Annotated in this window: 16 protein-coding genes; 5 read left to right on the plus strand and 11 right to left on the minus strand. The window is 48.1% G+C overall.

Features of this window, described 5'->3' with window-relative positions:
• Window positions 1-10 precede the first annotated feature (10 nt).
• The 9 genes from ON05_RS00790 to ON05_RS00830 all read right to left on the minus strand — a co-directional run bounded on the left by ON05_RS00790 (window position 11) and on the right by ON05_RS00830 (window position 11,301).
• Window positions 11-409, minus strand: a complete 399-nt coding sequence (locus ON05_RS00790) for a DM13 domain-containing protein (RefSeq protein WP_010471524.1) — start codon at window positions 407-409, stop codon at window positions 11-13.
• Window positions 410-541: 132 nt separating this feature from the next.
• Window positions 542-1,537: a class 1 fructose-bisphosphatase gene (fbp, locus tag ON05_RS00795; RefSeq protein WP_010471526.1), complete on the minus strand. Its 996-nt coding sequence runs from the start codon at window positions 1,535-1,537 to the stop codon at window positions 542-544.
• Between the two features lie 9 nt (window positions 1,538-1,546).
• A complete protein-coding gene (gene zwf / locus ON05_RS00800; protein WP_010471529.1) occupies window positions 1,547-3,097 on the minus strand; it encodes a glucose-6-phosphate dehydrogenase in 1,551 nt (516 codons plus the stop codon).
• Between the two features lie 10 nt (window positions 3,098-3,107).
• Window positions 3,108-4,079 (minus strand): phosphogluconate dehydrogenase (NAD(+)-dependent, decarboxylating), encoded by a 972-nt coding sequence (gene gnd / locus ON05_RS00805; protein ID WP_010471531.1) that lies wholly within the window; start codon window positions 4,077-4,079, stop codon window positions 3,108-3,110.
• 132 nt (window positions 4,080-4,211) lie between these two features.
• Window positions 4,212-7,088 carry a bifunctional transaldolase/phosoglucose isomerase gene (locus ON05_RS00810; RefSeq protein WP_262561011.1) on the minus strand — a complete coding sequence of 959 codons (2,877 nt, stop codon included), beginning with the start codon at window positions 7,086-7,088 and terminating at the stop codon, window positions 4,212-4,214.
• 645 nt (window positions 7,089-7,733) lie between these two features.
• The gene (locus ON05_RS00815) at window positions 7,734-8,669 is read right to left on the minus strand and encodes an AraC family transcriptional regulator (protein ID WP_010471533.1); all 936 of its coding nucleotides are present in this window, start codon (window positions 8,667-8,669) and stop codon (window positions 7,734-7,736) included.
• A 152-nt stretch (window positions 8,670-8,821) separates the two neighbouring features.
• On the minus strand, window positions 8,822-9,658 hold the full coding sequence (locus ON05_RS00820) for an AraC family transcriptional regulator (RefSeq protein ID WP_010471535.1): 837 nt from the start codon (window positions 9,656-9,658) through the stop codon (window positions 8,822-8,824).
• Between the two features lie 226 nt (window positions 9,659-9,884).
• Window positions 9,885-10,271, minus strand: a complete 387-nt coding sequence (locus ON05_RS00825; RefSeq protein WP_262561012.1) for a DsbA family protein — start codon at window positions 10,269-10,271, stop codon at window positions 9,885-9,887.
• Window positions 10,272-10,674: 403 nt separating this feature from the next.
• Complete coding sequence (locus ON05_RS00830; RefSeq protein ID WP_010471539.1) at window positions 10,675-11,301, minus strand: response regulator transcription factor; 627 nt, start codon at window positions 11,299-11,301, stop codon at window positions 10,675-10,677.
• Between the two features lie 112 nt (window positions 11,302-11,413).
• Between ON05_RS00830 and ON05_RS00835 the strand changes: the two genes are divergently transcribed.
• Both ON05_RS00835 and ON05_RS00840 read left to right on the plus strand, forming a co-directional pair.
• On the plus strand, window positions 11,414-11,875 hold the full coding sequence (locus ON05_RS00835; protein ID WP_039779538.1) for a tetratricopeptide repeat protein: 462 nt from the start codon (window positions 11,414-11,416) through the stop codon (window positions 11,873-11,875).
• 139 nt (window positions 11,876-12,014) lie between these two features.
• Window positions 12,015-13,103, plus strand: a complete 1,089-nt coding sequence (locus ON05_RS00840) for an ISAs1 family transposase (protein WP_262561015.1) — start codon at window positions 12,015-12,017, stop codon at window positions 13,101-13,103.
• Between the two features lie 109 nt (window positions 13,104-13,212).
• On the opposite strand, the gene ON05_RS00845 is transcribed toward ON05_RS00840, so the two are convergent.
• Window positions 13,213-13,839 (minus strand): V4R domain-containing protein, encoded by a 627-nt coding sequence (locus tag ON05_RS00845; RefSeq protein WP_010472976.1) that lies wholly within the window; start codon window positions 13,837-13,839, stop codon window positions 13,213-13,215.
• Between the two features lie 327 nt (window positions 13,840-14,166).
• Entirely contained in the window at window positions 14,167-16,260 is a 2,094-nt protein-coding gene (locus tag ON05_RS00850; RefSeq protein WP_139025728.1) for a SpoIIE family protein phosphatase, read from the minus strand.
• Between the two features lie 456 nt (window positions 16,261-16,716).
• On the opposite strand from ON05_RS00850, the gene ON05_RS00855 reads away from it, so the two are divergent.
• From ON05_RS00855 to ON05_RS00865, 3 genes are all read left to right on the plus strand, one after another.
• A complete protein-coding gene (locus ON05_RS00855; protein WP_010472972.1) occupies window positions 16,717-19,833 on the plus strand; it encodes a hybrid sensor histidine kinase/response regulator in 3,117 nt (1,038 codons plus the stop codon).
• A 45-nt stretch (window positions 19,834-19,878) separates the two neighbouring features.
• On the plus strand, window positions 19,879-24,627 hold the full coding sequence (gene amt, locus ON05_RS00860) for an ammonium transporter (protein WP_010472971.1): 4,749 nt from the start codon (window positions 19,879-19,881) through the stop codon (window positions 24,625-24,627).
• Window positions 24,628-24,994: 367 nt separating this feature from the next.
• Complete coding sequence (locus tag ON05_RS00865) at window positions 24,995-26,329, plus strand: hypothetical protein (protein WP_139025726.1); 1,335 nt, start codon at window positions 24,995-24,997, stop codon at window positions 26,327-26,329.
• Window position 26,330: the final 1 nt, after the last annotated feature.

A 26,330-nucleotide genomic window follows, 5' to 3' on the forward strand; every position in this document is an offset into this window, starting at 1 on the left:
TACTTTACCTTTAGAATTTTGCTTCTGCCAAAGGTACACCAAACTTTTCGCACCAAATTGTGACTTCATCAAAGTTGCTGATATCGAGGGTGGCTGGTAGCCGATAGATTTGCTTGCCGCTATCAAAGTTAAGGCCAGAAAACGTACTGGTTTCTACATACGAATCCTGACTCGAAAAGCCCAGTCGAGGATCAGGAGCACCATCAAAGGAGAAGTCTTCACCTAAAACGAGATAATAGACTTTGCCTTTTTTGACAATTTCAACCTTTCCACTCACGGTATGGTCGCTTTCCCCTGTAAAGGTGGCCGATTCAACTACCGTAGCCCCCTCTAAAATGTCAGCGGCCCAAGCGAAGGTGGGTGTAACGATGAGGATGGCAGCAGCTGTGATTAAAGATTTAGTAATCATGGTTCAAATCTCTTCCTTATAAATGCTGACTATGAGCTTACGGTTGGGGACTTAAAGTTTGCTGAAGGCACGCTGAATTCGAGTTAAGCAATCACCTTATTCCATCTAAGACATCCCATTCATTAGAGGTGGCTAAGCTGCTTTTCCTTGCTCCAGAAAGGTTTTGTATAAATTAACGGCCACTTGGCTACCAATCACTAGGGGCGAGCGCTGGTGAATAGAGGTCACTTCTAGATCCATAATTCGGGCAAGACCGGAAGTGGCCATCCCCCCGGCTTGTTCCACTAAAAATGCCAAGGGGGCACATTCATAGAGCAACCGCAGCTTGCCCTCAGGCTGATCTTCAGTGGGGGGATAAAAATAGAGTCCTCCTTCCAGTAGACAGCGATGGACATCAGCAACGAGGGCACCGCTATAGCGAAGGGTATGGGCTGTATGAGACTTGCGATCGCTTAAGTAATCCGCAAAGTTTTGGATATGGGGATGCCATTCCTGGTAGTAACTCAAGTTGGCACTGTAGGTTTTACCCGTTTCGGGACAGCGAATATTCTCATGGGAGAGGAAAAATTCTCCCAAACTGGGATCGAGGGTGAATCCATCAACCCGGCTCCCGGTGGTGTAGACCAACATCGTGCTAGTGCCATAGAGGACATAGCCCGCAGCCACCAATTCTGTCCCTGGCTGCAGGGCATCGGCTTCGGTACTACAATATCCACTGGTTTGGCGACGATAGATGCCAAAAATCGTACCCACCGCACTACCCGTATCGGTATTGGACGAACCATCCAATGGATCAGTGCAAAGGATATATTGGGCTGCCTGTCCACATTCAATCAACTTGACTTGATCGAGTTCTTCGGATGCGATCGCAGCCACCAAACCAATATTCGAAAAGGCATCAATCACAATCTGATTGCTAAAGACATCCAGCTTCTTCTGGGCATCCCCCGTGGCATTGGTCTCACCCATCAGACCCAAATTTCCCATCAGGGCCGCTCGACTGATTTCACGGGCCAGGACCTTGGCGGCAAAGCCCATCTGAGTTAACAAGATGGAGATTTCAATCGGTTGCTGAGCCAATCGATGTTGTTGCCATAGATGACTGTTAAAGGTGGTGGGATGACTCATCTCTTTTCCCTAAGCACTACAAAACTGAGGACTGCTGCTGTGCCATTGGCGTCCATCTCGCGTGAGTAAATCTGTGGCAGTTTGCGGTCCCCAACTCCCCGCCCCATAGTTCGGGAAATCTCGGCTGGGGAGGGCACTCCACACATCTAAAATCGGCATGACTATCTGCCAGCCCAGCTCCACATTGTCGGATCGCTGAAACAGGGTGGCATCGCCAATCATGCAGTCATACAGCAAGGTTTCATAGCCAGTGGTGGGGGTGGAATCAAAGTAATTGGCATAGCAAAAGTCCATATTGACGCTACCCATGCGCACCTTGGGGCCGGGAACTTTCGCCCCAAACTGGAGGCTAATACCTTCGTTGGGCTGCAGTCTGAGGACTAAAAAGTTATCTGTGAGCTGATCAATAGAGGTCTCCCGAAACAGCAGGGAGGGAACCCGTTTGAACTGAATCGCAATCTCACTGACTCGCTCCGGCAGTCGTTTGCCCGTGCGAAGGTAAAAGGGCACCCCTGCCCACCGCCAGTTATCAATGGTGAGCTTTAAAGCAGCAAAGGTTTCCGTATTGGAGTCTGGGGATACCCGCGATTCAAGCCGATAGGCCGAAACCGACTGGTCTTTGATTTGCCCTTCGCCATATTGTCCCCGGACGGCACAAGTGAGGACCTCCTCTGCCGTCAGAGGCTCAATGGCCTTGAGAACTTTAGATTTCTCATCCCGCACCGCATCGGCTTCAAAAGACACCGGGGGTTCCATGGCCGTCAGGGCCAAGAGCTGAAACAGATGGTTTTGGATCATATCTCGCAGCGCCCCCGACCCTTCATAGTAGCCGCCTCGACTCTCTACCCCCACCTGTTCAGCGACGGTAATCTGGATATGGTCAATGTAGCGATGGTTCCAGACCGGTTCAAACAGGCCGTTACCAAATCGAAACACCAAGATATTCTGAACCGTTTCCTTACCCAAATAGTGATCAATGCGATATATTTGCGATTCCGTTAGGACCTGACCAATCTCTTGGTTCAATCTCTGGGCAGAGGCTAGATCCTGACCAAAGGGTTTCTCAAAAATAATCCGTCGCCACTGGTCAGGTGTTTCCTGAACCAGTCCCGCTGCCCCAAGCTGCTGGGTTATCTCCGTAAAGAAGGTGGGAGCCGTGGCGAAATAGAAGAGAACGTTGCCCTGGCTGTTAAATTTTTGATCGAGCTGTTGGAGTTGGGCGGCAAGATGCTGATAGGTGTCCGGGGCCTGAAAGTCACCCGCCAGGTAGTGAAGCCGAGGCTCTAACCACTCCCACACCTCTGAGTCCAGAGCCTCTGCCGCAAACTCCTGTAAATCTTGGTGGATTTGGCTGCGAAAGGCATCGGTTTGGGTGGGGGTGCGGCCAATCCCTAAAATCGCAAAGGCATCGGGTAACAGCTTGTTTTGGGCGAGATTATGGAGGGCCGGAATTAGTTTCCGCTTCGTTAAGTCTCCGGCAGCGCCAAAAACAACAATGATGCAGGGACCAGCAACTTCAATGGCATCCATCGATTTTAAGCTAGGTGCAGTGGCGATCATCGGGTCCCCCTTACTTTTCCACATGGCCACCAAACTGGTAGCGCATGGCCGACAGGACTTTTTCCGCGAAGGTATGTTCTTGGCGAGAGCGAAATCGTGTGTAGAGGGCGGCGGACAGAACATCCGCCGGAACAGCAGATTCAATGGCGGCCATCAAGGTCCAACGTCCTTCGCCAGAGTCTTGGACATGGCCAGAATAGCTAGACAAAGCTGGATCCTCGGCTAAAGCGATCGCAGTTAGATCGAGTAACCAAGACCCCACCACACTCCCCCGTCGCCAGACTTCGGCAATGTCGGCTGTATTTAGGCTGTATCGATAATCGACGGGAAGTTCCTCTGAGTTCGCGCTACGAAAAATATCAAACCCCTCGGCATAGGCCTGCATCAACGCATATTCAACGCCGTTGTGCACCATCTTGACGAAATGTCCAGCCCCCACTGGACCACAGTGTAAATAGCCCTCTTCAGCAGTTCCCTTGAGCTGCTCTCGGCCAGGGGTTGTTTCGATCTCTCCTTTGCCCGGTGCAACGGTTTTTAAAATAGGGTCCAGCTGCTCAACAGCCTCCTGGGGTCCTCCAATCATTAAGCAGTACCCTCTGTCCAGCCCCCACACTCCGCCACTAGTGCCAATATCAACATAGTGAATCCCTTGTTTTTGCAGCGCTTGGGATCGTCGGACATCATCCTTGTAGTAGGAATTGCCACCATCGATGATGATGTCATCGCGCTCCAATTTGTCCGCTAGCTTCCCGATCATTTGCTCCGTCACCTCTCCCGCAGGCACCATCACCCAGATAATGCGAGGAGGCGTGAGTTTTTGGACTAAGTCGTCTAGGGAGGCCGCGCCGATGGCCCCTTCGGCTTCTAACTGGGCAACTTTATCGGGAGTGCGGTTATACACTACACAACTATGTCCATAACGCATCAGACGCCGAACAATATTGGCCCCCATGCGTCCAAGGCCGATCATGCCGATTTCCATAATGTTTTCCTGTGGTTTGGGATAAAGAGTTAAAGGAGTAGTGGCAATACTGGTTTGAGAGGCTCTGGTGACTCTCGCAAAATCAAAGAACGGTTAAGAGCTAGTAGCTCCTTCTGCCAGGGTCAGGGCAATCTAGGGCAAGGCTCCCTGAATAGCAACGCGCAGGGTATTTAGCCCTAATTCGATATCGCTGCCTAAATGGACTCGAAGGACTCGACGTTTGCGTTCCGCCAGAACTTGAAAGTCTCCTCTAGCTTGGGCGGCTTTAACGACCCCAAAGCTGTAGCCATGTCCGGGAATGGGAATATCGACCTCGTCCTGACAGGTGATTTGGAGAAAAACCCCCGTGTTGGGGCCACCCTTATAGGCTTGGCCTGTGGAATGGAGAAACCGAGGACCAAAGCCAAGGCAGGTGGCCACCTGTTTGCGATCGCAGACCGTCTTCCGCATGATCTGCAGTTGTTCTCGGTGGACCTCATTCATTTGGATATAGGCTAGTAGGGCAAAGTAGTCCCCTGGATGGATACGGCTCAAATGGGCATGGAGAAACCCGCACAACGTGGGTTCAGCCTTGAGGGACGCTGTAAGCACAGCCCCATTGTCTGGGTCAGTGAACAACTGCAGTCCAGCCTCCTGGAAAATCGGAGTTTCGGCAGGCAAAAGGCCCGTTTGTTCATAGGCATCCGTGAGCTGACGGGTGGCAATTTTGCTGGCTTCCACATCTGGCTGATTAAAAGCATGAATGTTTAGGACTGCCCCCGCCACAGCCGTGGCCATCTCCCACCTAAAAAATTCTTGGCCCAACTGGTAGGCATCAGTGACACAAATCTGAATCACGGGATGGCCTGCCGCTTTCAGGGCGGCGACCTGCTGGTCCTGGGCTGGATCGGGCGCAGCGTTCAAGCGAATGTAGGCAAAGATGCGATCGCAGTCATAATTCACCCCCAAAGGTTCTTGATCCACCGGGATAATGCCAGTGCTATCTTTGCCCGTGGACTCTGCCAAGAGCTGTTCCAACCAGGCCCCAATATCGGCAATGCCTGGCGACGCGATCAGAGTCAGTTTATCTCGGCCCTGTTGGGCGGCTTCTCCTAAAACAATGCCGAGGACCACCCCTGGATTATCTGTAGCGGGAACTGAAGCAGCACAAGAATGGACCATCTCCTCTGCAGCATCGAGAAACTGAGCAACATCGACGCCCATACAGGCCGCTGGCACCATACCAAAGTTAGAGAGGGCCGAGTATCGCCCTCCGATGCTGGGAAGGCCAAAAAAGAGATGGCGAAAGTGGCACGCTTCTGCGACCTGCTGGAGATGAGAACCTGGATCGGTGATGGCAATAAACCGAGACCCCGCCGCCTCTGACCCGATGGCCTGCTGGACCAGCTCAAAGAAGTACTGCTGAAAAATATTGGGTTCCAGGGTGCTGCCCGACTTGCTGGAGACAATAAACAAGGTGCGCGTAAGGTCAATTTGATCGGCAATCGCCTGCACCTGGGCCGGATCGGTAGAATCGAGCACGAGCAGTTCTGGATAACCGTCCACCTGTCCAAAGGTGAGCTTCATTACCTCAGGGCATAGAGACGATCCTCCCATCCCCAAAAGAAGAATATGGCTGACCTGCAATGCCTGCACGTCCCGGGACAAAGATTCTAGGGTTGTGAGGTGAGCTAACTGATCCTCCGTCGTCCCTAGCCACCCCAACCATTGGCTTTCATCAGCACCTGTCCAGAGGGTGGCATCCATTGCCCACAGCCGCCTTACCTTGCCAGTCGTTTGCCAATCCTGAAGGGTGGCTTGCACCTCGGCCTCCAGATCTGGCGGTAAGCTGTAAGACTGCCGATTCAACGCATCACCGAGCTGAACCTCACGCTTCTGTTCAACGGCACTGAGCAGCTGATCGAAGGCTTGCTGAAAGAGCTGAACCCCCTGAGCCAAAAGCTGATCCGTGATTGCGTCAAGATCAATACCCACCTCAGGCAAGCTAGTAATCACCAGATCTGCCTGTTTAACCCCTTCCGTTAGGCTAGCGCGAGGCTGACCATGATCCCGGAACGCTGCCAAGGTACTCGGTGGAATCGTATTGACGGTCTCAGCCCCGATTAGCTCTTCGACATAGAGAACATCGCGATATTGGGGATTTTTGGTCCCTGTACTGGCCCAAAGCAGGCGCTGGGGCTGAGCACCCTTACTCTTTAGGGCTAGCCATCGATCTCCTTTGTATAACTGCAGATAGTCTTGATAGACCCGTTTGGCATTTGCGATCGCAACTTTGCCTTGCAAACTCTGTAGTAAAATGGCTGTTTCTTGATCGAGTTCAGACTCTTTTAAGCGTTGGGCAATTTGGGCATCAACAGCAGTATCGATGCGGCTGACAAAGAAGCTAGCGACACTAGCCACATGACCGGGATCACCCCCTTGGGCCATATACGCCTCAAGCCCTGAAAGATAGGCATCTGCGACCTCTAAATAGGTAGCTCGAGAAAAAAGCAGCGTCACATTAACGTTAATGCCTTCACTGATCAATTGCTTGATCACGGGAATACCCGCAGGGGTTGCCGGTACTTTAACCATTAAGTTAGGCCGATCCACTGTCTGCCAGAGTCGTTGGGCCTCCTGAAGACTTTGATCTGCATCCTCAGCCAAATAGGGTGAAACTTCTAGACTGACATAGCCATCTAAGCCATGGGTGCGGTCATAAAGGGGTTTGAGGATATCAGCCGCCGCTTGAATATCAGCCACTGCCAAATGTTCATACAGGCTGATCGCATCTTGATCATGGTCCTGTTCCAGGGCTGACAGGGCTGCGTCATAATCGGTGCTTCCCACCATTGCCTTTTGAAAAATCGCTGGATTGGAGGTGACGCCCTGAATTTCTTCGTTGGCAACTAGCTCCTGTAGTTCCCCGCTTTCTAGGGAGCAGCGACGAATATAATCGAACCAAACGGACTGCCGATAATCCTTCAGCTTCTGTAGGGCATTTTGCTTTAGCGTCTGAACAGGACTCATTTTTATCTCCTAGGGGATGAAGAATAGCAGGGCCTTCCGTCATCTGAAGGACCGATAAAGATCTGAGATAAACCAGCAAAAAGGGGGATTATTTTTATTTCGAATTTAACTTAGCATTCAATGAAAATATGCAAATAAAACTAAAGCAGTCCATCTTAAATGTCGGATGTTAATCGACAAGTAGATTTAACAAGAATGGCAGGATTTATATCTCTTTTAGATGTTCCTAGTCCCTGAAGATTAGATACTTTATACTGAGAATTGATGAGTAGATAGTGTGACGGTTTAATTAGGATCGGCATCGCTGCTCGACAATGGAGGCAATACCAGTAAATTCCTCGACGATCAATATGTCTGAGGAGTTGGGATGTGCAACAAGGGCAAGTGTTCATGCATGAATCGTCATTCACTAATGAGGCCATATCAAGAACATCTTGTTGGTGTTTGGCGCTGCTAAGAGATCAAATTCATGCCATCCATTCACTGAATGATATGGGTACAGTCATCCGGACATTGTGATGGTTGAATTCACCGTCTAGCAACGCCAACCTCTGTGTGTGATGCTCCTTTAGAATATGAAATCAGTAGGGGATAATTCTTTTATATTCCTGCAGGAACTATTACGATCTTGCACTCATATTTAACTCAACGATATTGGTCTCGAAATGCCTTAGGCGTAACCCCCGTGAGCTGGCGAAAATACTTACTTAAATGACTCGGATTGGTAAAACCACACTGTCGAGCAATCATGGCAATGGGGGTATTCGTTTGCCTCAGCAATCCCTTAGCTTTTTTGATGCGCTGTTTAATGGCGTACTGATGAGGGGCAACGCCCATGGATTTCTTAAACAGCCGTGAAAAGTAATACCGACTCATGCCCACCTCTTGGGCCAGATCCACGAGTTTCAGGTTTTGGTCCAAGTGATCGTTAATGTACCCTAAGGCTCGATTCAACAGGGCCGGGGGCAGTCCTTGATCGGATGAGTCCTTGAGCCGGGGGACTTGGGTACAGTACCGTTTCATCAAATGGATGGATAAGGCGGTGACTAAGGAGTCAATATAAAGGTGATCCGTGAATTCGAGGGTATTGAGTTCTTGCCGTAAGGCTGTGCCGATGTCATAGATCAGACGATCTTGAACCGCAATATTGGGCAGTAGTTCAAAGCGGTTGACCTGTGTTAAATCGTAGGCTGCCGTCTCAAAAAATTGAGGTTCGAGGCTGAGGCTGAGAAAGGATACTGCCTGATGCCACTGACACTGCTGGAGGGTATGGGCCGGAATAATCATCAGCTCCCCATGACCATAGGGTCCCTGAAAGGAGAGTTCTCCTAACTGATACTCCACCTCAAATACGTTATCCAAGGGCGATAGGATCAACACATGGCGAGTGAATTGATGGACTGGGGTGGTATGGGCCGGTTGATGGTGCTCTTTGAGAATGAGTCCATCCCATCCTGCCGCTTGGCTGGAGCGGTGCGGACGTTCTGGACAAATTTGAAGCACAGCGTCTGGATCACCGCAGTTGATGGAGTAAATCGGTGAATCTGCCTCAGGGGAACGAAAATCCTCATTTGGATTCATGGGAGATTATTTCTAGAATCTCCCTATTGAGCAATAGTCCGTCCGGTTTGTGGGTCAAGATAATGAGGTTAAGAGAGAACTTAAGGACTAACCTTAACTACTCCCCCATCTGTTCTGAGACGGGCACAACCGTCTCCCGCCCTGACCTTGATTTAGTGGCTATCCTGATAGGCTTTGGGAGTGATGCCCAAATGCTGCCGAAAATAAAGGGTAAGGTGACTCTGGCTATTGAAGCCACAGTCATAAGCAATCTCCACAATCGGTAACTTTTTTTCAATCAGCAGCAGTCTGGCTTTCTCGATGCGCTGGCGAATAACGTATTGGTGAGGAGAGATACCCATTTGCTCCTTAAAGAGATGACAAAAACTGCTCTCGCTCATTTGGGCAATATGGGCCAACGTTGAGAGTCGCAGATCCTGCCCTAGGGAATCGTGAATATAGTCCAGGGTCTGTCGCAACCACCGCTGGGGCCGAGGTGTTTTTTGAGCGACGGTGTGACAATCCGAGTGGGCTTTGAGGAGATACATGGCCAATACGTTGACCAATGAATCAATGTAGAGATAATCGGTAAATTCCCGATTCTCAAAGGCGGAGCGCATAGTAAGGGCGAGGGAATGAATCAGGGAATCGGCAATGGCATATCGCCCTTCAAACTGGATAGAGCTGCCAAGGGTCCATTCATAGGTGGTTTGGAAAATAAAGCTAGGATGTAAAAAAATTAAAATGCAGTCCGCAGGCATGTCCCAGGCGAGGGTGTGGGAGTGGTGAGACGGAATAATACACAGCTGATTCGCAGAAATTGGACGGTATTGCGATCTCCCTTCGGTTGGTAACCAGGCAATCTGGGCGGCTGCATCATTGAGCATTAGGCAGATTTCAAGTTCATCGTGGCAATGTTCCTCGTAGCAGGTCGGTGGTTCTAAAGCGGTGTAAAACGAGAAGCCCTCAAGTTTGTAAGAGGGTGGCTCTAACTGATCTTGAATACTCATGTTATATCTCTGCTGTGTTTGTACGGATGAGAAGGCAATCCTCTTGGGCAAACAAGGGGCAGAAACATAGGGTTCTAGGGTTTATATGGCTATCTAGAAAGCTTAATAGAGGTTTATCACGGGCAAAGTCTCCTAATACTTACCAGAAATCAGTGATGAAATTTGCTATGTTATTAAGTCCAAAAAATATCGAAATTAGTCTTTTCTTAAAATGCCAACAGGCTTGTCAAGAACTGTCTTCAGGCCGAGTCAGTTCTGCAATCTCTAGAACTTTGGATAGGATAGGTTCTAGGGCTGAGGTTCTCTGCCAGTAAATACTCGTCAAGATCGTGGGAGGGGTGGTAATGGATTGAGAACGTCCGCTTTCAATATCCGCCTCTACTTGTTCAGTATGGATATGGTTGGCGAGACCTTTGAGAAATTGAGGAACATTGAGACCCACCTGGACGGCGCACTCAACGAGTTTGTCGTCTTCTAGCGTCTCTGAATGTTGATATAAGAGATCATGCATTTCCCAAAACTTACCCTGAGCCGACGCTGCCTCGGCTGCCTCAGCAGCTTTCCACGCAGACGTATGGGGGGCGTTCGGGGGAAATGTCGGTAAACCAAACAAAAGGGGTGGGCGGATGTATTCAAAATATCGTTGACTTTTTTATAGGCTTGGGATGAGTGAAAACATTGGTAATCTCCATACAGGATAAGCATCACAGCACCGTCAGGAGACCCCCGAAAATGATCGCAGGAGCGTAAGGGCGGTGGCATAGATATGAGTTTTTGTCCGTTTGCTAGATTGGATTGCCTTCACGAGATGATTTTACGGAGAGGCAAGGGGTTCAGTCGCTGGTCATCAGACTTGACTTTTTATACCAAGTCAGACCAGTAAAAGCGCTAGTCCAGTGATTAGCAATCGAGCTATAGAGGAGTTATGAAAAATTCCCAACGTTGAGCAGGGGCTTCTCCCTAACTTTTGGCTAGGTGTATCGGCAAACCTTTGAATCGGGTAGCTTTTGCCCGATCTAGTCGAGGCGGGCTAACCCCTTTTTTAAGGCCATAATCACCGCTTGGGTTCGGTCTTTGACCCCCAATTTGGACAGAATGTTGTTGATGTGGAACTTGACAGTCCCTTCGGAAATGATCAGGGCAGCAGCAATTTCTTGGTTGCTGTTCCCTCTGCTGAGTAATTGCAGGACTTCGAGTTCTCGTTCGGTCAGATCGCTATCGTCAATCCGGTCCGCGAGTTTGAGGGCGACTTCTGAGGGAATGTAGCGTTTGCCACTATGGACGGTGCGGATGGCTTGGATCAGTTCTGTGGCGGTGGTGTCTTTGAGGATATAGCCCCGTGCGCCCGCCTGCAGCCCCCGATAGATGTCTTCATCTGTGTCGTAGGTGGTGAGGATAATAATCTGAGCGTTGGGGGTTTTAGCGCGAATGCGGGCAATGGCTTCGACCCCTTCAAGATGGGGCATGCGTAGATCCATCAGGGTGATGTCCGGCTGATGGGTTTGGTATTGGTCAATGGCTTCTAGCCCATTTTCGGCTTCGGCAATGACTTCCATGTCCTCGGCTTGGCTGAGAATAGCAATAATGCCATGGCGGACAACAGGGTGATCTTCAACGACCAGAATACGGATGGGTGGAGACATATTGGCTTATTTGGGGTTCGCTCAGGCTATTTTCAGGTTGCTGCTCCATGATTAACCATACAACTCGATGTCGTAGCAGTGTCGTTTTTGAGGGATGTGGGTGGATCGGGACATGCTGAAATCAAACAAACTATGCGGTTTCGGGGTAGCATTGCTGCTGATGCTAGGCTCCAGGGCTGCGATCGCATCGGAAAACAATCTTGCGGGATTGATTCGGCAAGGACAGATCCTTTTCCAACAGCGTCAGTATGGAGCTGCGATCGCAACCTTCACCCAAGCGATTCTTCTCAATCCAGATAGTGCCTTGCCCTACTTCCATCGGGGAAAAGTGCGGTTTGAGCTGGAGGATGATTTTGGCGCACTAGAAGATTTTGATGACGCAGTGCAACGAAATTCTCGATTTGCAGAAGCCTATCTGTATCGGGGCAGCGTCAGGCTCTCCTTGGGAGATCAAACAAACGGATTGGTCGATCTGAGGCAGGCCGCAGGGCTATTTTCCCAACAAGGCAATCAGAAAGAGTATCAACGAGCAATACAGCTCATTCGGCAATTTAATCCAGAGATTGCACCTTAAGGGATGACAGCAGTGCAATCTATCCTTATTCCTCCTTCTAAATGGCGAGTAGTTGATGGCTTGTCATTAAGCCCAGGGTTGTTTTACGTTCCTCCTAGAAAAAATAGGATGGTTCTACTGACCAACAGTAGAGAGACCGATGAGCCATCTAATCGATACTTTGAAGCAAGTCCCGGATTTCCGCAGTGCCCATGGCCGTATTCATCCGTTATGGCTGCTGTTGCTATTGATGGTGATGGGCATGCTTGCTGGATATCAAGGGTACCGTCCGTTAGAAACCTTTGTGAGCGATTATCGCCAGCCTTTAAGTGAGCTATTGGGGCTTGAGAGCCTCGAAGTTCCGTCTCACTGTACCTTTCGTCGAGTGATGAAGGGGCTTGACTTCCACGCGTTGAGCCACCAATTTGAAGCATGGATGCTCTCGAAAGCCCAGACTCACTCTCCCGATAATTATGCAGCCTCCATTGATGGCAAACGGATTCGTCAGGGGCTGACAGATGCCAAGGGGAAGCAGCGTTTTGTGGGCTTGGTGAGTTTATTTGCGGTGGAAGCAGGCATCACCCTCAAGCTCGAAGCCCTCACTCAGGAGGATAATAGCGAAATCAAAGTCGTGCAGGCACTGTTGGAAACCCTTCAACTCGATGGCTTACTGATTACCATGGATGCCTTACACGCCCAAAAAACACTTGAGAAGATTGTGGCCTCGGGTAATGACTATCTCGTGGCGGTCAAATCCAACCAGGGAAGACTTTACGACCACCTCCAGACTTACTTTGAGTGTCTTAAACCCATGGCTGAGCACATCCACTCCGCCCAAAGTAGAGGACGAGATGAACATCGGTGTATACAGGTTTATGAGCCTGTCGGCATAGCCCTACAAGAATGGACAGCAATTCGCTCTGTACTTTGTGTCCAACGATGGGGTACTCGCAAAGGAAAGGAGTATCACAATACGGCCTATTACATCAGTTCAGCTGCCACCTCACCCCATCATTGGCAATCTCTGGTCCGAGAACATTGGGGCATTGAAAATCGGTTGCATTGGCCGAAGGATGTTGTTTTTGGCGAAGATGATTATCGACTCGAAGATGAACAAGCACTGCTCAATTGGTCAGTGCTTAGAACTATTGGGATTAATATCCTGCGGCTAAACGACTATCAATCCCTCAAAACCGCGATGACTAAGCTTGCTAATCGGGTCGATATTATTTTTTCGCTGCTAACTTAAAACAGCCCTGGCTTAACAACAATGAAGACAACATTTAGGGGTGATTATGACAAATTTAGAGAGTGTGGCTAACTATATCTGACACTTTCCTTTTCATGAGTAATCCAGATTAATGGATATCATGGATTGCTAGCCAAAATGTCTCGGAATTAACCAAGCCACTATTCCCTAGAATAAACGTACAATTTTGATGCCCTTTCTCATGGCATTCAGTTTCAATGGCTTCATATTCATAACCCGATAAGCTGCTAAAAAAACCTGCTAGGACTCCCGCAATTAGTGGGCACACTGGCTTGTTTTTCGTCGCTTTGGTGCGATGGATCTTAGTATTGGTAAATGTTACAAAGAAGTAATCATTTTGTTCTTGGCTTAACTCAAGATTCACGTTACCGTACTCAGATAAATAGGCATAAACCCACCACCGCTCTAGAATTGTCTTCCAGCCCAAATCGAGCAAAGAAGGATTTACTGGTGCAAAGGCAAGATAAAAGGATCTAAATTCTCTTTCTCCTAATTCCTTTCCGATTTGATAGATTTCCTGGTCTGGAAATTTCTCGACAATCCGATTAAGCATCTTTAAGGAAGTAGAAGATATTTGCATCTTCTGGGTCAAGCTCCCATTCCTTTGATCGTTCAAAGCATGAAACCATTGCATCGCTAAAACGGATGGAAGCTGATCAATCGTGCCTTCACCATTTAGAGATAAAGAGGTTTCATTGAGCTGGGTACTTATCATGATAGAGATGACAATACTAAGGTGTAAATCTGGCTTAGTTATTAGTATGTCAAGCTCAGGTTTAACATCATGTCTCAGGAATTGTCTAAGTTGTCTAGCTTAGTGTTTTTCTTTTTTATTCAGGGGATTTTTTTAGAATCAAACACAAGCTAGATTCTGAAAAATAGACTAGACTTCTTATAATATTCTTTTTATAAAGTGTAACTCACTCAATTTATGCTGCAATCTAACTTGAATTTTTGTCCCCTTCCATATCGGTAGCTAAATTAAGCAAGAAGTCAATTTCTGATAGCTAAACTCTGTAACAATCAGTTTTTCCCAAATTATCTAGAAGGGATTAGCAGCTATCGGGGTAGCAGCCTGGGCCGCATAAGGCATTGGTGGCAAAGTTTGCTTAGGCTGAACCGGATCAAAGGATATTTTCATCAGAGAGTAGTCGTCTTCAAAGCTCTTATTGCCAGCAATATGCTGAATCTGCTGGAAAAGTGGATCGAGGGTATCAAACTGCCGACGTTGATATTCAGAGACTACGGTCATAAATCCATCAAAAGTCCATACTTCGCCATTTGGCTGCACAATTTCATAGACCCCATCACTGAATAGGTAGAGGGCACTACCGGTTTGGATATCACATTCAAACTGATCGTAGGGAAACCCTGTCATCATGCCAATGGGAATACTGCGCACCTCTAAAGGCTGAATTGGGTTTTGGGCAGACGCCAAAAGCACAGCTGGATGGCCACCACTGGCGTACTTGAGTTTTTGAGTCTTACAGTTATAGATCCCATACCAAATTGTGAAATAGTCATCCCCTTGCTCACTCATTTGGAAGACTTCATTGAGGCCATCCAGAACCGAACTGGGCTGATAGAAATCAGTATCCAGCAAGGATTGCGATCGCACCACGTTGAGCACGGAAACAGACAACAAGGTAGAACGAATACCATGGCCTGCCACATCTAGTAAGTAAATGGCGAGATGATCCGAGTCCAGCCAATAGTAATCAAAAACATCTCCCCCCAATTGATTGGACGGGATAAACTGATGCTGAATCGAAACAGGACCTGTCATCGGTGGGGGAATTAAAGAACGGACATAGCCTGCCGCCTGATCCAGCTCAGATTGCAATTTCGCATGCTGATGTTGGACTTCTTCCTCCGCTCGTTTACGCATAATAAACTCACCAAGCTGGGTACCAATAGACCCCATAATCTTTAAAAGGCTAGCGTCCATCGCTTGATGTTCACGCTTGCTAAAAACCATTACCCCCAAGCGGTTATAGCCTTCTAAGATCGGAAAGCTAAAGGCGGTTTGCATACCGGCCTGAGGAAACGAATTGGCATGAATATCTTGAATGGCATTATCCGTTAGCCATAGGGGACCATCATGGGTCCAGATGCGTTGAATCAGTCCTGAAGCCAGGGCAAAATTAGCAGAACTCGATACAATCTGGAAAGAATCCATCTTTTCTTCTAGCTCAAACCAACTTTCCACACATTTCAAGGTGTTGTTTGTCTCATCCATCAACCACAGCTCACCGTATTCCCATCCCAAACTTTTGCTAATTGCTTGCAATAGATTGGGGATAGCCTCGCTTAAGGTTGCCACTTCAGCCAACACCCGGGTAGTGGCCCGCTCAACGGACAACCGTTGATCTTGATATTTGCGTTCGGTTACGTCCGCCAGAGAACCAGAAATTCCAACGATTTTGCCATCTGGACCAGGAATGGCACAAGCATAAACTTCCATCCAGCCAAAGCTACCTGCTTGTCGAAGAAAGCGTACATCAAAACGACATTCTGATTGTTGTCTATGAAACAGTTGATCAATGTACTGATTGAACTGTTGTCGATCACCCGGATGAACATATCCTGCCAATCGATGGTTAATGGCCTCTTCCCTTACAAAGCCCGTTAATTCAGACCACACTGGATTGAGAAAAGCTAAATTCCCTTCTTGGTTGATTTGGAATATCACTTCTTTTAAGTGATCTACCACCGATCGATAGCGGGCTTCACTGTCTCGCACCGCTTGCTCAGCCCAACTGGCTTCTAATAAATGACGTAATCGGCGTCGCAGGATAGGGGGATGGATCGGTTTTGTCACATAATCCATTGCCCCGGCGGCAAAGGCTTTATCTACTGAGGCTTGATCATCCAGACCTGCAATCATCAGGATCGGGGTGGACGGTCCTAAGGGCAGCTTTTGCAACTCAGCACAGCAGGTAAATCCGTCCATGACGGGCATTTTGGCATCCAACAATACCATATCTGGCTTGCGGGTGAGATAAGCATTCAGGCACTGCTGACCATTTTCAACATCAACTACCTCACACCCATCTTGCTCCAAAATCAGGCGAAGAATAATTCGAGTTGATCGATCGTCATCGACAACTAAAATAAGCGGGGTACGATTTTCCAAGGTCTGACTCATCTCACCAAAACTAGAGAATGGGGAAGAACAATTGATCGGGGTAAATCCTGGCTTTTGATTCTGTATTGCCAGATTTTCGGGAGCTTAATTAGCCACCAATATCCAAATATTTATCTCCTAGTAAGCCCATCTACCCGTCAAAACATTACATCTCTATCAGGATCGATAAAACCACCCTAATCATGATTGTTTATCCCTAGAATTCAGAAGGCTAAGATAGCTGGCAGAACCCTGAGTAGATCTCATGTAACGACCGATAACTCTGGCTAATTTGTTCGGTCTAGGAGTGATCAGGGCATGCTAATGATGCAGTAATAGAGAAGCTTTCTCTCACCGAAGAAACTCTTTCTAGAAATCAACATCTATTTCAGAAAATATTTACATCAATAACTATTAGAAAAAGAATATTTTTTAGTAGTCCACTAACATCTATCAAGCAAAAAAATGCAGCCGCTGAATTCATCAAAGTTTAGCCTGATTGATGGTCTGAAACAATGTTTAACTCCCCTTCGTTCTCCACTGGGTCGTCAGATTGGCATGATGGGGGTTGGAAGCTGCCTCATTGCCGAGGTCGTTATTTTAGTACCGTCCTATTTCAGGATTCGAGACGCAAAACTGGGGCAACTGGAAGCTGAAAGTCTAACCGCCATCACCCCGTTAGTTGGTTTTGCTAACAATAATTCTTCTATAGACCAGCTGATGAATACTGCTGAGACCCTTATGCAGGGGTCGAAAGTTAAGGGTGGCACCCTGTTTCAGAACGGGAGTAAAAAGGTTTCATTTGGCACTCCTCCTACAGCGTCAGATTTTTCTAATCTTGATATAACGAGGGTTTGGAATAACACGTCATCGACTTACGATATTACTTGGCCACGGCAAAAGAACACAGGGTATCAATTGTCTTTAAGGCTGGACGGTCAGAAGATCCAGTCGGCAGCCCTAACCAATACCCTCCAGTTAGGCGGCTTAATCCTACTGATTTGGATGACGTTTACAGTCATTACCCTGCGGGCTGTGAGTCGCACAGTTATCCGTCCCCTCAATCAGCTTTTAGATGAGTTACGGAAAGCTGAGGTTGCCATGTCCGGCGATCCCAGCCAGGTGGAGTTGAGTAATCATGATTGCGATCGCAACCATGAATTAGCTGAAGTCATCAATACATTTAATATCGTTCTCCAACGGGCAGCCCTGAACATTGGCCAACTCAAAGACAGCATGATTTCTCTGTTGAAGACGCGGCAGCAAGAATTGGAGGGGATGGTTTCTGAACTTCAATCTGCTAAACATGAAGCAGAGGCCGCTAATCAGGCTAAAAGCCAATTTCTAGCCAATATGAGCCATGAAATTCGCACGCCCATGAATGCAGTTATTGGTATGACTGGATTACTTCTAAATACTCCCCTAGAAGCCCAACAACAGGATTTTGTCGAGACCATCCGCAGTAGCGGCGATGCTTTGCTCACTCTGATCAACGATATTTTAGATTTCTCCAAAATTGAGGCAGGGAAGCTAGATCTCGAACAGCAACCCTTTGAAATCAGGACCTGTATAGAAGAAGCCTTGCTGATCGTGGCCTCCAAAGCCTCTGAGAAAAATCTGGAGCTGGCTTATCTGATTAATCCCCCCACACCCACCGCCATTCTGGGAGACATTACTCGCTTACGCCAGGTTTTAGTCAATCTACTCAACAATGCACTTAAATTCACAGGGGAAGGAGAAGTCGTTGTCTATGTATCTTCAAAACCCATTGAATCTAAGGACTTAGATGCTGAATCCGATCTAGAGGTGATCGCCGAAGCCACCCCCTATGAGATCCAATTTGATGTCAAAGACACTGGCATTGGCATTCCACCAGATAAGTTAGAGCGTTTGTTTAAATCTTTTTCTCAAGTTGATGCTTCCACCACCCGTAAGTTCGGGGGCACTGGCCTTGGCTTAGCCATTAGCAAGCAGCTCAGCGAACTAATGGGCGGCAAAATATGGGTCAGTAGCGAGGTGAGTGTTGGGTCAACCTTTTCCTTCACCATTACAGCGTCTGAAATTCCAAACTATGTCAGCCCCAAAGCAGCATCAGATGTCCAATTAGCGGGCAAACAACTCTTAATTGTGGATGACAATGCCACCAATCGAGAGATCTTATCCCTACAAGCCCAATCTTGGGGAATGCTAACCTGTGCAGTTAAATCAGGCATCAAAGCCCTAGAGTGGCTACAACGAGGGGTGAATTTTGATCTTGCAGTCCTGGATATGCAAATGCCGGAGATGGACGGGGTAACCTTAGCCGAGAAAATTCGGGCAGAGCCCAACGGTAAAACATTACCCCTGGTAGTCTTAAGTTCCCTAGGGCAAGATGACATCCGCGCTCGGGCTGGGGATATTAATTTTTCGGCCATTTTAAACAAACCTGTTCAGCAAGCCCAACTTCAAAGCGTCCTTGCTCAAGTGTTGGGTAACCCCCTCATTAAAGTGGAGCAGGCCCCTGACGTTCAAGAAAACCCCACTAACTTAGGTGATCAACATCCCTTACGCATTCTTTTAGCCGAGGATATGGTGGTCAACCAAAAAGTGGCCCTGTTGACCTTAAAACAATTGGGGTACCGAGCAGACGTTGCTAACAACGGCCTGGAAGTCATTGAAGCCTTAGAACGGCAAGCCTATGATGTTGTCCTGATGGATGTACAAATGCCAGAGATGGATGGTCTTACCGCAACCCGAGAAGTTTGCCAACGCTGGTCTCCTGAAGATCGTCCTCACATTATTGCGATGACCGCCAATGCGATGCAGGGGGATCGAGAAATGTGTCTGGATGCAGGGATGGACGCTTACATCACTAAACCCGTCCGTATCCATGAACTCAGAGACGTCCTCAGCCGCTGTCAACCGATGGAAGAGCCTGAAGTTGAGGAAACCACTCCTCCGATTCCTGTTTTACAATCCCAGCCCGTCAGCCTCAATAAACCTACACAAACCCATTTTCCACAGTCTCAGGAAAGCCCTCAACCTGTTGCTGTTTTAGTGGGGAGTACAGCCTCCCAACCAGTCCAGGGGGCAGAGCCGATTCCCCAGTTAGAAGAAAATCTATCCGTCACTATTCTTCCAAGCTCCTCCATCCCTCCCAGCCCCGAGACTCGATCACCTCATTCTTCTCAAGAAACCACTGTAATCATGGAACAATCAACGATGGCCGAAACCTCAATGGATCCAAGCATTATTGACCCCACAGCCTTGGAAAGTTTCCGTCAGCTCGCTGGGGAACATGCCTCTTTACTCATTGCTGATTTGTTAAATACTTATCTGGAAGATGCACCGGGTCGCGTCGAAAAGATGCATCAGGCCGTTAAAGATGCCGATCCAGATGGGTTAAGTGATGCAGCCCATGCCCTAAAATCGGCCAGTGCCAACCTGGGCGCTAAACAACTGGCTAGTCTCTGTTCTGAGGCAGAAGCTCTGGGTCGTTCAGACTCTACGGAAGGATCCGCAGACATTGTCTCTCAGATTTCTCAGGCCTATGAGACGGTTCGCATTGCCTTTGAAGCAGAAATGGCAGCCTGCAGTGTTTAGGAATGTCTTATTAGGGGGAACCCCGGTTTTAACTAGGTAACGCTTATGTTATGGCTACTTGTCTGTTCAGCACTGGTCTTTGTCATGCAACCCGGGTTTATGTGCCTGGAGTCTGGACTCACCCGTTCCAAAAATAATATCAACGTTGCCATTAAAAATTTTGCAGACTTTAGTCTATCTACCATTATTTTCTGGTTTTTTGGCTATGGCTTGATGTTTGGAGCATCCATCAACACCATCATCGGCACCGATCAATTTCTAGCTTCTCCTGGAACTAACTCCGCCCTAGCCGCGTTTATCGTATTTCAAACCATGTTTTGCAGCACTGCAGCCACCATCGTTTCAGGCGCTGTGGCGGAGCGTACCAAGTTTGGAGGGTATCTAGTGATCACAGCCTTTATGGCTAGTGTGGTCTATCCCGTCTTTGGGCATTGGATTTGGAATGGAATCGAAGCGGGGCAAATGAATGGCTGGTTGGGGCGCATGGGGTTTGTTGATTTTGCCGGTTCAACGGTCGTCCACAGTGTTGGTGGATGGGTTGCCCTGGCCGCCATTTTGATTATTGGCCCAAGACAAGGGAGATTTTCCAAAACAGATGCCCCCAAGGAGATTTTGGGATCCAGCTTGCCCCTATCCGTCTTAGGTGCGTTACTGCTGTGGATGGGGTGGCTCGGCTTTAATGGTGGGAGTGGTCTAGAATTCAGCGATCGTGTTCCCATTATTTTACTGAATACCGTTCTCGGGGGTGCTGCCGGAACTCTAACATCGGGGGCTCTTGGGTGGTGGCGAACCAAGATTCCCAAGATTGAGCTTATGATCAATGGATCCCTGGCCGGGCTAGTGTCCGTGACCGCCAGTTGCCATGTCATCAACCCACCCCTAGCCATCATCATCGGAGCCATCGGGGGAGCCGTGATGATGGTTGTCAAATTTTGGATGACGAAACTACACATTGATGATGCAGTCGATGCTGTTCCAGTACATCTAGGAGGCGGCATTTGGGGCACCTTGGCCGTTGGGCTCTACGGTCGCCCTGATTTGCTTGAGACTGGCCTCAATCGGGGGAGCCAAATTGGCATTCAGCTTCTGGGGATAGCTGTTTGCGGGGCTTGGGCATTCGGTTTAAGTTGGCTGCTGTTAAATGGGGTGAATCGACTGATGCCTTTGCGGGTATTAGCTGAAGATGAGCAGATGGGGCTTAACTTTGCCGAGCACCATGCCAAATCTGAGGTTCTGGATTTGTTTGAGGTGATGGATCAGCAAGCCGAAGATCTGGACTTAAGCTTGCGGGCTCCCGTTGAACCCTTTACTGAGGTCGGTCGTATTGCGACTCGCTATAACCAAGTCATTGATGCTTTAGAAAAGTCTAACCAGGAATTGTTAGATACGAAGGCAACCCTGGAGCAGCAGGTGGAAGCACGGACAGCAAAACTGGTCGAGGCCAATCAGGAATTGCAGCAGCTTGCCCACTTTAAAGCGGATTACTCTCGAACTCTGGAAGCCGAGGTTGAAGCCAAAACCCACAAGTTAAGACAAGAAATTGAAGAGCGGCAAGAAGCAGAGATTGCTCTAGCTCAGCAAGTAAAGCGAGCACAGCTTTTAGAAAAAATCACCCAGGCCATTCGTCAAAGCCTGGATACTCAGATAATTTTTCAGACTGCCGCAGACCAAATGGGTCAAGTTTTTCAAGTAAGTCGTTGCCACTTACACAGTTATACGGAAGATGGCGACTATATTCCCGTAGTGGCTGAATATACCGCCCCTGGCATTCATTCAATGCTGGGAATCGAGATGCCTGTGGCAGATAATCCCCATGCCCAGCAGATTCTCACCCAAGATCAAGCCGTTACAACTCCAAATATCTACACCGATCGATTACTAGAAACCCTGATTCTGGATCCTCAGCCCGTGACCTTGAAGTCAATGTTAGGGGTCCGCACGTCCTATCAAGGAAAACCCAATGGCGCAATTATCCTTCAGCATTGCGATCGCAGATTGTCTCGTGAAGATTACCTGGCTCAACCCGAGGCCTATACAGACTGTTTTAGAGCCTGGTCCACAGCAGAAATCGACTTATTAGAAGCGGTTGCAGACCAAATCGGCATTGCTCTAGCCCAAGCAAAACTGTTGGAACAGGAACATGCCCAGCGAACCGAGCTACAACAACAAATTATTGAGCGCCAACAAGCAGATGCCGCCTTAAAGGAAAGCGAGGAACGGTTTCAATTGGCGGTCAAGGGATCGGGAGACGTCCTATGGGATTGGAATATCGTCAACAAAGCCTTTTATCTGTCCCCCCGGTTTGGTCAATTATTGGGGTATGAAGATGGAGAATTGCCATGCAATTTAGAAACCTGGAAAGCCCATATTTATCCCGATGATCAAGAGATGGTCTCCTTGGCCCTCAAACATCACTTAGAACATTTGGTCCCCTATGAAGTAGAGTACCGTCTGAAATCGAAAGCAGGCTATTACCTATGGGTTTCCGGCCGTGGTCAGGCCATCTGGGACATTGAAGGCAAGCCCACCCGTATGGCAGGCTCTATTCGCAATATTACAGAAACCAAAGCGGCCACGGAAGCCCTTAAACAGCAAATGCGTCGGGCTGAATTGGTAGAGGAAATCACCCGTAAGATTCGTAAGAACTTAGACCGTCAACAAATTTTTAAAGCCACGGTTCAAGAAATTGGCAAAACCTTTCAGGTCAGTCGATGCCATCTCCATACCTACGTTACCGCTCCTAAACCCCATCTGCCCATCGTTGCAGAATACCTGACCGGAGAGGTGCCGTCTATGCTCGGCACCGACATCCAGTTGGAAAATAATCCCCATGCCCGCAAGGTTCTCCGCCATGACCGGGCCGTTTCCTCCACTAATGCCTTAGAGGACCCCCTAATTCAGCCCGTTTCAGATATTTGTGAACAAGGCCAAATTCAGTCCATGTTAGCGATTCGCACGTCCTATCAGCGCAAAGCCAATGGGGTGATAGTGCTACAGCAATGCGATCGCAAACGGGATTGGACCCAAGCCGAAACTGAACTCATCGAAGCTGTTGCTGGACAAGTCGGCATCGCCCTAGCCCATGGTCATCTCCTGGAACAGGAACAACAGCAGCGCCAAACACTGACTCAGAACAATACAGCCCTGAAACAAGCTCGAAAAGATGCTGATGCAGCCAACGTTGCTAAGAGTGAATTTCTAGCTACTATGAGCCACGAAATTCGCACCCCCATGAATGCGGTCATTGGTATGACGGGGCTGTTGCTGAATACCACTTTAGATAATCAACAACGGGATTTCGTTGAAACCATTCGAAGCAGTGGGGATGCGCTGTTAACCCTGATCAACGACATCCTCGACTTTTCCAAGATTGAAGCGGGTAAGTTGGAATTTGAAGAACAACCCTTTAGCCTACGGGCCTGCATTGAAGAATCCCTGCGTCTCGTTGCGCCAAGAGCCATTGATAAACAGCTCGAACTCGCTTACTTATTCGATCCCTCAACCCCCAATCACATCGTGGGAGATGTCACTCGTCTCCGCCAAATCTTAGTGAACCTCCTCACCAACGGTGTCAAGTTTACCGAGCAAGGGGAAGTCGTAATTTATGTGCAGGACATCACAGATACAGACATCGCCCAACCTGAGACAACCCCCCAGCGGAAAAATTTTACCGATATTCAAAATCAACGCCGTTTGGTTCAATTTGAAGTCAGAGACTCAGGCATTGGCATTCCGGCCGATCGCATGGATCGATTGTTCAAATCTTTTAGCCAAGTAGATGCCTCAACCACCAAAAAATATGGTGGCACCGGCCTAGGCTTAGCCATCTGTCGCTCCCTCTCTCAAATGATGGGAGGCAGAATCTGGGTCGAGAGCAAAGCCGGGGTCGGGTCAAGCTTTTTCTTTACCATTGCGGTGCCAGTGGCCCCTGAGGGAGAAAATACCCTCGATCAATCTCAACAGCTTCTCGATGGGAAGCAGCTCCTGGTGGTGGATGACAATCCCACAAATCGCAGAATTTTAACCCTACAAGCCCAAACCTGGGGCATGGGGATTCAAACGGTGAGCGGGGGAGCCGAAGCCCTAGCTCTCCTAGAAAGTGATTCCAAGTTTGATCTGGCGATTTTGGATATGCAAATGCCAGAAATGGATGGTGTCGAATTGGCGAGACATATCCGCCAACTCGATCAGAGGAAACACCTTCCCCTCGTCATGCTCAGTTCCTTGGGACAAGACGAAATTATCAAACATAAACAAGAAATTCAATTTTCTGCCATTCTCAATAAGCCCATCCAGCAATCCTACTTGTACGACGCCTTAGCAGAAATTTTTGAAGGTCAGCGCGTTCAAGTTAAACCCACTGTACCTTCTCCGGCGAATACCGAAGAACAGGGTGATCCGTCTCTGCAAATCCTGTTAGCTGAAGATATTGTCGTCAATCAAAAAGTGGCGCTACTGATTCTCAAACAGTTGGGTTACCGAGCAGATGTAGCCAATAATGGCGAAGAAGTCCTAGAAGCTCTGCATCGCCAATCCTACGATGTCGTGTTAATGGACGTGCAAATGCCAGAGATGGACGGTCTGACAGCAGCCAGGCACATCAAAGAACAGTGGCAGGAAGAGGATCAGCCCTATATTATTGCGTTAACTGCCAATGCCATGCAGGGTGACCGGGAAATGTGCATGGCTGCAGGAATGCACGACTATGTCAGTAAACCCATTCGTGTGGATGAGTTAAAGTCTGCTTTCGAACGGTACTTCGCTCAGGCTAAACAACCCCAGGTTATCTTTTAAGAAAATCCTTGTATACGCCTCGACAACAACTATCAAATTGTATGATCAACTATTCTTCAGCCAGTTTCTGCAGATAGAGTCGCATAAGTTGGAATCGGACAGAGATAGTTATTCTCAGCCGCCGACTTACACTTAACGACGTTGAGCGTCTGATTTTATCCTTTAAGATTTTTTTATCCAGTAAGTCAAGATACAGAAACAATTCATCATTCCATAAAATTTCTATAGCTTCTGAAACGCTGCTAAAAGTGGATGAAATAATGAGGGACAGCAGAGATGAAGAGTTAAACGTATTGTGGGAAATGCCTTTCGTTACTGGCAATGGGTGAGGATTGACGCAACGGGTCAAAAAAAAGTGGAAGTCGTAATGCCGGCTAAACAATTTTTGCGAACACAGTTGTCAATAGCAGAGGATCAGTCATCCCTTTCTGACGATCAGTTACAGCAACGTTTATTTCAACTTTGGCTTCATCCTGAAGAAGCAAAAACCAGTGATCAGGAGCTGGCAGGACTATGTTTGAAGTGCTTTATTTCTAATGTGATTGCTCAAGTTTGTGGACAACTTTGTGCTCAGTTTGGCCAAGATCATGGCTTTACGACTAAGGATCTCTACTCTTTTGTGCTTGATCATGGCCCCTTAAACCTCCAGAATGAACCTCAAATCCGAAGTTCATATCAGTCTCTAATTGAAAAGATATTATCTTCTTTCGATATTAAACAAGGAGGCCTATCAACTTGGACAGCTCAGTTAGTTCGCCGAGACCGTAGCCTCAACACTTTTCTGCTAGAACATGGCGTTTATCTCATAAGTGATTGGGCAATTCTTAACGACACTACTCCTCAACAGATATCCCGAATATTAGGAGAGTTTCACTCCCTCACATCTCATGAAATCGAACACAACATAAACTTACTGAACAGATATCATTCTGTATATCGACGCGATCGCATTCGTCAGCGCCAAGCGGGAAAAACAGGTCGATGTCAGGAACCCTCTCCTTCTCAGCTACAGCAAATTGCCCAATTCAGAATCATCAACTCTGACCCAGTTGAACCCCAGAAGGTTCTAAGTCAATTACAGAATTTGGCTAGATTGCTGCGTGAATATCGAATTTATGCCCGAGGTGGGCCAGCACCAACCCAATCCCTGGACCAGCTGCATCCGACCACTGGACAGGTAATGCAGATTGCTACCCCCCATTCAGATGAAGAACCAGACTCTCAAACACAATTTCTACAGCAGTACCGACAGCAATTCCAACAGAGTTTAGACAAGACCATAGAGGGCGTTTTGGCAGATAAGCTCAAGAGATTCCAAACTCAAAAATCTAATAAATCTCATCAGTACCTAACGGCTTTATTTTTGTTTCATTGCCAAGGGTTGGCGATGAGCGATATTGCACCTCACGTTGGTCTGAAAGCCCAATATCAGGTCACCCGATTACTTCAGCTCAAAGACCTAAGAGCAGATATTCGCCATCAAATCTTACTCGACCTGCGGGAGCGGGTTTGGCAAGCCGCTCAACCATTCGCCGATCCTAATCGACTATACATTTTGAATAAACAGCTCGATTCCCTTCTGACTGAACAAGTCGATGGAGTGATGCAGGCTGCTGCCGCTGAAGCCAGTGTTCCTCGGAATCGGCCCGTGAGCAGCCTATATGCCCAGCGACTCTGTGATTATCTGGATAGGACGCTCTGAA

The sequence above is a fragment of the Acaryochloris sp. CCMEE 5410 genome (assembly GCF_000238775.2).
Classification (GTDB): Bacteria; Cyanobacteriota; Cyanobacteriia; order Thermosynechococcales; family Thermosynechococcaceae; genus Acaryochloris.

Coding starts and splice junctions, on each gene's coding strand:
- ON05_RS00790 (WP_010471524.1), bottom strand. CDS start 409: ATGATTACTAAATCTTTAATCACAGCTGCTGCCATCCTCATCGTTACA.
- fbp (WP_010471526.1), bottom strand. CDS start 1,537: ATGAGTCATCCCACCACCTTTAACAGTCATCTATGGCAACAACATCGA.
- zwf (WP_010471529.1), bottom strand. CDS start 3,097: ATGATCGCCACTGCACCTAGCTTAAAATCGATGGATGCCATTGAAGTT.
- gnd (WP_010471531.1), bottom strand. CDS start 4,079: ATGGAAATCGGCATGATCGGCCTTGGACGCATGGGGGCCAATATTGTT.
- ON05_RS00810 (WP_262561011.1), bottom strand. CDS start 7,088: ATGAGTCCTGTTCAGACGCTAAAGCAAAATGCCCTACAGAAGCTGAAG.
- ON05_RS00815 (WP_010471533.1), bottom strand. CDS start 8,669: ATGAATCCAAATGAGGATTTTCGTTCCCCTGAGGCAGATTCACCGATT.
- ON05_RS00820 (WP_010471535.1), bottom strand. CDS start 9,658: ATGAGTATTCAAGATCAGTTAGAGCCACCCTCTTACAAACTTGAGGGC.
- ON05_RS00830 (WP_010471539.1), bottom strand. CDS start 11,301: ATGTCTCCACCCATCCGTATTCTGGTCGTTGAAGATCACCCTGTTGTC.
- ON05_RS00835 (WP_039779538.1), top strand. CDS start 11,414: ATGCTGAAATCAAACAAACTATGCGGTTTCGGGGTAGCATTGCTGCTG.
- ON05_RS00840 (WP_262561015.1), top strand. CDS start 12,015: ATGAGCCATCTAATCGATACTTTGAAGCAAGTCCCGGATTTCCGCAGT.
- ON05_RS00845 (WP_010472976.1), bottom strand. CDS start 13,839: ATGATAAGTACCCAGCTCAATGAAACCTCTTTATCTCTAAATGGTGAA.
- ON05_RS00855 (WP_010472972.1), top strand. CDS start 16,717: ATGCAGCCGCTGAATTCATCAAAGTTTAGCCTGATTGATGGTCTGAAA.
- amt (WP_010472971.1), top strand. CDS start 19,879: ATGTTATGGCTACTTGTCTGTTCAGCACTGGTCTTTGTCATGCAACCC.
- ON05_RS00865 (WP_139025726.1), top strand. CDS start 24,995: ATGCCGGCTAAACAATTTTTGCGAACACAGTTGTCAATAGCAGAGGAT.